Source organism: Acutalibacter caecimuris (genome assembly GCF_034335085.1).
In the GTDB taxonomy this organism is placed as follows: Bacteria; Bacillota; Clostridia; order Oscillospirales; family Acutalibacteraceae; genus Acutalibacter; species Acutalibacter caecimuris.
Genome location: NZ_JAWXXJ010000060.1, coordinates 1 through 5,966, shown reverse-complemented (window position 1 = coordinate 5,966; position 5,966 = coordinate 1). Strand labels below are relative to the sequence as shown.

Below are 5,966 nucleotides of genomic sequence, written 5' to 3'. Positions count from 1 at the left end.
AAAAATCATCAAATACCATAAAGTAAAAAATTACCCTGGCAATACCCCCCTACTACCCCCGCAATACCTGCCAAATACCCCCTGCCTATCTGCCCGGTATCCCCCCAAGACATGGCGGTTAGTTATCCCTAAATCGCGCCTATCCCCGTGCGCCCGCGGCCCCACTGCTTGTTCCCCTCCTCTTGTCAGATTGCCGCTACCTGTCCATCCCGATCCGCGCGCTAAATTCCTATTGACATTTGCCCCGGAATGCGCTATAGTATATATAGGAAAACTGTATAGATTTGCGCAGTTTCCTCCGCGATTACTGGAATTTTTCATAAAGGAGGCACCCAATATGTTGCCCGTCATCACAATTTCCCGGCAATTTGGCAGCGGAGGCCACGAAGTGGGAGAAAAACTGGCCCGCCGTCTGGACGTACCCTTTTACGACAAGGCTCTGATTGCGATGGCTGCCAAGCAAAGCGGCCTTTCGGAGGAGGTGTTCGCCCACGCCGACGAGAAAGCCACCAGCAGCCTGCTCTACTCCATGGTCATGGGCAGCTACTCCTTTGGGGCCCGTATCCCTAGTGTTAACGAGATGCCCATTAACGACAAGCTGTTCATTATCCAGTCGGATATAATCAAAAAAGCTGCCGCAGAGGGCCCCTGTGTGGTCATTGGCCGCTGTGCCGATTATATCCTGCGGGAGCACGAAAACTGCCTGAATGTCTTTGTACACGCCTGTAAAGAGGACCGGATCAAGCGTTCCATCGCCAAAAAAGACTGCGAAGAGCGCAAGGCCGCAGACTTTGTGACCAAAAAGGACAAACAAAGGGCCAATTACTACAATTTTTACTCCAATAAACGCTGGGATGACCTGCAAAACTATGACATTACCATAGATACCTCCCGTTTCACCATAGACCAGGCGGTAGACCTGCTGATAGATGCCGCCCATAAGCTGGACAGATGACCAAAAAGCGCAAGGCCCGCCTGCTGTTGGCGGGCCTGTTTCTTCTACTGCTGATGCTGGCCTTGGCCCTGCTTTGGGTGCGCCAGCACAACACCCCCAGAAAGCTGGAAACCTTCGCTATGGGCGCCTACGTACAGCAGACAGTGTGGGGTCCGGGAAACGGGCCTGCCACTGAGGAGGCCGCTGCCGCAGTGGCTGCGCTGGAAAACAGCATCTCCTGGCGGCGGGAGGGGGACATAGCCGGGCTCAACGCCCAGGCAGGGCTACAGCCTACCACGCTCAGCCCGGAAACCTATGACCTGCTGGAAACAGCCCTATCCCTGTGTGAAAAAAGCGGCGGCGCCTTTGACGTTACCATCGGTCCGGTAAGCCGTCTTTGGGAATTTGACAGCAACCCCCATCTGCCCCAGGAAGAGGCGTTGTCGGCTGCCCTGGCACTGGTAGACTACAACAAGCTGCTGTTGGGTGAGGACGCCGGCATGGCCTTCCTCCCTGTGGACAAGGCCCTGTTTGACGGCCGGATCCCCCCCTACGCCGCGGCCCTGGCCGGGGAGGGCATGGCCGTTGACCTGGGGGCCATCGGCAAGGGGGCAGCCTGCGACACGGCGATTGCTGTCTACCAGGACACCGGGGTAAAGGCTGCGGTGATCACCGTAGGGGGCAGTGTGGGCCTTTGGGGCCAAAAGCCGGACGGCAAGCCCTTCCGGGTCAGCGTACGTAACCCGGAGGGTGGGGGCAGCCTGGGGGTATTGGAACTTTCCGGCGGGTTTGTATCCACCTCCGGCAGCTACGAGAAGTTTTTTGAGCAGGACGGCCAGACCTACTGCCACCTGCTGGATCCCCGCACCGGCTACCCGGCCCAAAGCGGGCTAGTGTCCGTAACTGTGTGGGCGGATTCCGGGGCCCTTAGCGATGGCCTGGCTACCGCCTGTTTTGTCCTTGGCCTACAGGACAGCCTGCCCCTGCTGGAGGCATACGGGGCCCAGGCGGTTTTTGTGGACGAGGCCGGCACTGTCACGGTAACGCCGGGCTGGTATAGGCAGTTCACCCTTACCGCCCTTGCCTATACCCTAACCGAGGCTGCATATGGATAAGCGCCGGTTGTTTTCCCCAAAAGACTGGCCGGTGTACACGCTGGTGGTACTGGTGCTGGCGGGCCTACTGATTTGGCAGCACCGCACCCCGCCGGGGGCGGTTGCTATCCTGGAAGTAGACGGGCAAGCGGTTGCACGCCGTACCTTGGCCACACTCTCCCGGCCGGAACCATGCACCGTTACCGGGCAAGGCGGCATCTCCCTTACAGTGGAGTTCTCCCCGGATGGGGCGCGTTTCCTGTCCTCCGGCTGCCCCGATCAAACCTGTTGCCGCACCGGCCTTGTCAGCCGTACCGGCGAAACCGCCGTGTGCCTTCCGGCACGGGCTGTGCTGCGCATCGAAGGCGGCGCCGGTACAACCGTAGACGCAGAAACCTATTGACCTCCGGCGCCTGCGCATACGGGATGTGCAATAAAATACGTTTGCCCGCGTCCCCATAAAAATCGAGCGCCGGTTCTTGCTAAAAAAGCGTCCGCCCACAAGAAAGGGCGGACGCTTTTTTGTAGCCGCTGGGCTTTTATCCCCAACCACGCTTGGCCGGGTCCAGGCTGCCCGCAGCGGTATACAGCAGCGCATTGCACACGGCCACTGCCACCGTACTGCCCCCTTTGCGCCCTCTGGCAACAATGGCCGGCACGCCGCAGGCTTTGGCTGTTTCCAGCAGGCGTTCCTTGCTTTCCACCACGTTTACAAACCCAACCGGCACGCCGATCACCAGACTGGGCCGCAGCCCCTCCCGGATCAACTCCTCCAGCCGCAGCAGGGCGGTGGGGGCATTGCCAATGGCAAATACCCCTTTCGGGCACTCTACCGCAGCCCACTCCATGGAGATTACCGCCCGGGTCACACCCCGCTCCCTGGCCGCCTGGGCCACATCCGCATCTGCCATATAGCAGCGGGCCGTACAGCCCAGCTTGTCCATAGCCGGGCGGCTTATCCCCACTTTTATCATATTTGTATCCGTAATGATAGCCCCCCCGCCTTGTAAAGCACCTACGCTTTTTTCTGCTACGCCGGGGGTAAATTCCAGCGTACGGGCAAAGTCAAAGTCCGCCGTGGCGTGGATGACCCGCTGAACCATGGCCCGGTTTTCCGGCAATAGCTCCACCCCCATGCGCTCCAATTCCTCTGCTATAATCGCCATGCTGGTACGCTCAATATCCCCCGGCCCGCTGTGGGTAATGCCGTTCATATCCCTGCCCCCCTTTCAGGACGATCTCCAAATGCCTCCATGGACCGGTAAAGGGCCGCCATATCCAGGCTTTCCCGCACCGCGCCTGCCAACCGGCTAAACTGCCGCTCCTGATGGGCCCGGTGGCTTTCCGGCCGGAACGCCCCTGTCTCTATACCCTGCCGCGCCAACAGCCAGGCGGCCAGCTTTTGGGTCAGTTCCCCGGTATCAAAGAGCCCGTGCAGGTAGGTGCCGAACACATTTCCCCTGGCGGCCCCCTCCTCCCTGCCGTCCTCCATCCGGCAGAAGGGGCCCGCCCCACGGGTTTCCGTACGGCCCATGTGTATTTCATACCCTTCTATGCCCGCGCTGGCGAGGGGGCCGGCCAGTACCCGGCCCTGTACCCGTGTACGCGCCTTTTCCGGGGTAAATACGGTGGTGCAGGGCAAAAGCCCCAGCCCCCGGAGCTCCCCTCCTCCCTCTACATCCAGCGGGTCTGAGAGGGCCTCCCCCAGCATTTGATACCCTCCGCAAACCCCCAACACCGGCACGCCCCGCCCAGCTAGCCGGAGGATACGCCCCTCCAGCCCGCTTTGCCGTAGCCAAAGCAGGTCGCTTAGGGTGCTTTTTGTACCAGGCAGTATGACAAGATCCGGTTCCCCCAGCAGGCCGGGCTTTTCCACATACCGCACCCCCAGTGCCGGGTGATCCTCCAAGGGGGAAAAATCCGTGAAATTGGAGATGCGGGGCAGCCGTATCACGGCAATGTCAATAGGCCTGCTGCCTGCCTGCCGGTCTAGCCGGGGGGACAGGCTGTCCTCATCGTCAATGTCCACCTGCACATAGGGTACCACCCCCAGCACCGGGATGCCGGTTTTTTCCTCCAGCAGGGCGGGGCCGGGGGCCAGCAGGGCCGGGTCCCCCCGGAATTTGTTGATCACCATGCCCACCATACGCCGCCGCTCCTCTTCTTCCAGCAAGGCCACGGTACCGAACAGTTGGGCAAATACCCCGCCCCGGTCAATATCCCCCACCAAAAGCACCGGGGCGTTGGTAAGCTTTGCCAGCCCCATGTTTACAATGTCATCCTGCTTTAGGTTGATCTCCGCCGGGCTGCCGGCGCCTTCGATCACAATCACATCGTTTTCCGCTGCCAGGCTGTTATAAGCCGCCATGATCTCCGGGATCAGCCCCTTTTTCATCTTGAAGTATTCCCGCGCCGGATAGTTGCCCCGCACCCGCCCGTTTACAATAACCTGGCTGCCTGTATCGCTGTTCGGCTTTAGCAGGATGGGGTTCATGCGCACGTCCGGCTCTTTGCCCGCGGCCCAGGCCTGGGCCACTTGGGCCCGGCCCATTTCCAGCCCATCGGCGGTAATATAGCTGTTCAGGGCCATATTCTGGCTTTTAAAAGGCGCCACCTGCCAGCCGTCTTCCCGGAAAATGCGGCAGAGGGCCGTAACTAATAGGCTCTTCCCTGCGCCGGACATAGTCCCCTGCACCATAATGCACCTGGCCATTACAACACCTCCCTTAAGGCCCGCAGCAGGGCCTGGTTTTCTTCTCTTGTGCGCACGGCCGCCCGGTACCAGCCCGGAGCAAGGCCAGGGTAATTCTGGCAGTCCCGCAGCAAAACCCCCTTGCTACGCAGTTTCTGGCAGACCTCTCTATCAGCATGGGCAAACAGCAGGTAATTGGCCTCACCGGGGAATACCTGGCACCCCAGCGCTGCCAACCCTTCTGCCAAAAAGGGCCGTTCCTCCCGTATCAGGGCCCGCAGCGTCTTACTGTACGCCTTCTCCTCCAAAGCAGCCAAGCCTGCCGCCTGGGCCAGGGAGGACACGCCCCAGGGCTGGCCGCAGCGGGCCATTTGCTCCAAAAGTTCCCGATTCCCCAGGCAATACCCCAGCCGCAGCCCAGCCATGGCGTAGTGCTTGGTGAAAGCCCGGAAAATCACCAGGTTCTGGCAGTGGGCCAGTTCCCCTATCAGGCTATGGGCGGCAGGCTCGTCCAAAAAGTCGTTAAAGCACTCATCCACAGCCAGCAGCACCCCGCATTCCCGGCACCTCTCCAATATCTGTTGAAGAAGTCCCCTATGGGTCGTGCGGCCTGTGGGGTTGTTGGGCTCGCAGAGGAAAAGCACATCCAACTCCCGGTTAATTGCCGGTAAGATGCGCTCTGTAACGGCAAACCCTTCCGCCGGGGTTAAAACCCAGCGACGGGTGTCACAGCCCACAAGTTCCAGGGCCTGCTCGTACTCCGCAAAGGTGGGCGCCGTTACCAGTGCCCGCCGGGGCCGGGCCGCCAGCGCCAACCGGAAGATCAAATCCGCCGCGCCGTTGCCACAAAGCACCTGTGCCGGGGGTACGCCATGCAGCGCCCCCAGCCGTTCCCGTAGCGCCCGGCACAAAGGGTCAGGGTACCGGGGCGCTTCGGCCAGCGCGGCAACCACCGCCTGCCGCACCCCCTCCGGCAAACCAAGGGGGCTCACATTGGCAGAAAAGTCCAGCGGCATCCCCCCATATTCTTGCTGATACCCGGCCCAATCGCCACCGTGGGTCAGTTCCATATCCGCACCTCGCTTTCACGTTTTGTTCCAGCCAACTTCTACTTTACCTCTGTAGACGCTAGATGGCGTCGTCAATAAACAAGGAGCCAAATAGCAATACAACGGATCTGGACAGCGGCGGCGAAGGAAGAGGCGTTTTTGGCGTAGCGCGTAGCAATACCGCGCCATCTTTTGAG

The 5,966-nt window shown here is 60.5% G+C and carries 6 protein-coding genes and 1 pseudogene; 3 read left to right on the top strand and 4 right to left on the bottom strand.

Translation table 11 applies throughout. From position 1 onward, the window contains the following. Window positions 1-337: 337 nt before the first annotated feature. Genes U8U01_RS16915 through U8U01_RS16905 form a run of 3 tightly spaced genes read left to right on the top strand, consistent with a single transcriptional unit; the run spans window position 338 to window position 2,431 of the window. Window positions 338-955, top strand: coding sequence for a cytidylate kinase-like family protein (locus tag U8U01_RS16915; RefSeq protein WP_322176770.1), 618 nt, complete (start codon window positions 338-340; stop codon window positions 953-955). Next, window positions 952-2,049 carry an FAD:protein FMN transferase gene (locus tag U8U01_RS16910; RefSeq protein ID WP_322176769.1) on the top strand — a complete coding sequence of 366 codons (1,098 nt, stop codon included), beginning with the start codon at window positions 952-954 and terminating at the stop codon, window positions 2,047-2,049. Before U8U01_RS16915 ends, U8U01_RS16910 begins: the two co-directional genes overlap by 4 nt. Beyond that, on the top strand, window positions 2,042-2,431 hold the full coding sequence (locus tag U8U01_RS16905) for a NusG domain II-containing protein (RefSeq protein WP_322176768.1): 390 nt from the start codon (window positions 2,042-2,044) through the stop codon (window positions 2,429-2,431). The genes U8U01_RS16910 and U8U01_RS16905 overlap by 8 nt, the downstream gene beginning before the upstream one ends. Window positions 2,432-2,567: 136 nt before the next feature. Here U8U01_RS16905 and U8U01_RS16900 read toward each other — a convergent pair whose 3' ends face one another. From U8U01_RS16900 to U8U01_RS16885, 4 genes and pseudogenes are all read right to left on the bottom strand, one after another. Next, window positions 2,568-3,242 carry a precorrin-8X methylmutase gene (locus U8U01_RS16900; RefSeq protein WP_322176767.1) on the bottom strand — a complete coding sequence of 225 codons (675 nt, stop codon included), beginning with the start codon at window positions 3,240-3,242 and terminating at the stop codon, window positions 2,568-2,570. Continuing rightward, on the bottom strand, window positions 3,239-4,741 hold the full coding sequence (locus tag U8U01_RS16895; RefSeq protein ID WP_322176766.1) for a cobyric acid synthase: 1,503 nt from the start codon (window positions 4,739-4,741) through the stop codon (window positions 3,239-3,241). Before U8U01_RS16895 ends, U8U01_RS16900 begins: the two co-directional genes overlap by 4 nt. Continuing rightward, window positions 4,741-5,790, bottom strand: a complete 1,050-nt coding sequence (cobD, locus tag U8U01_RS16890) for a threonine-phosphate decarboxylase CobD (RefSeq protein ID WP_322176765.1) — start codon at window positions 5,788-5,790, stop codon at window positions 4,741-4,743. Before cobD ends, U8U01_RS16895 begins: the two co-directional genes overlap by 1 nt. Window positions 5,791-5,861: 71 nt before the next feature. Beyond that, window positions 5,862-5,966 (bottom strand): annotated as a pseudogene (locus tag U8U01_RS16885) (IS5/IS1182 family transposase); the annotation flags it as partial.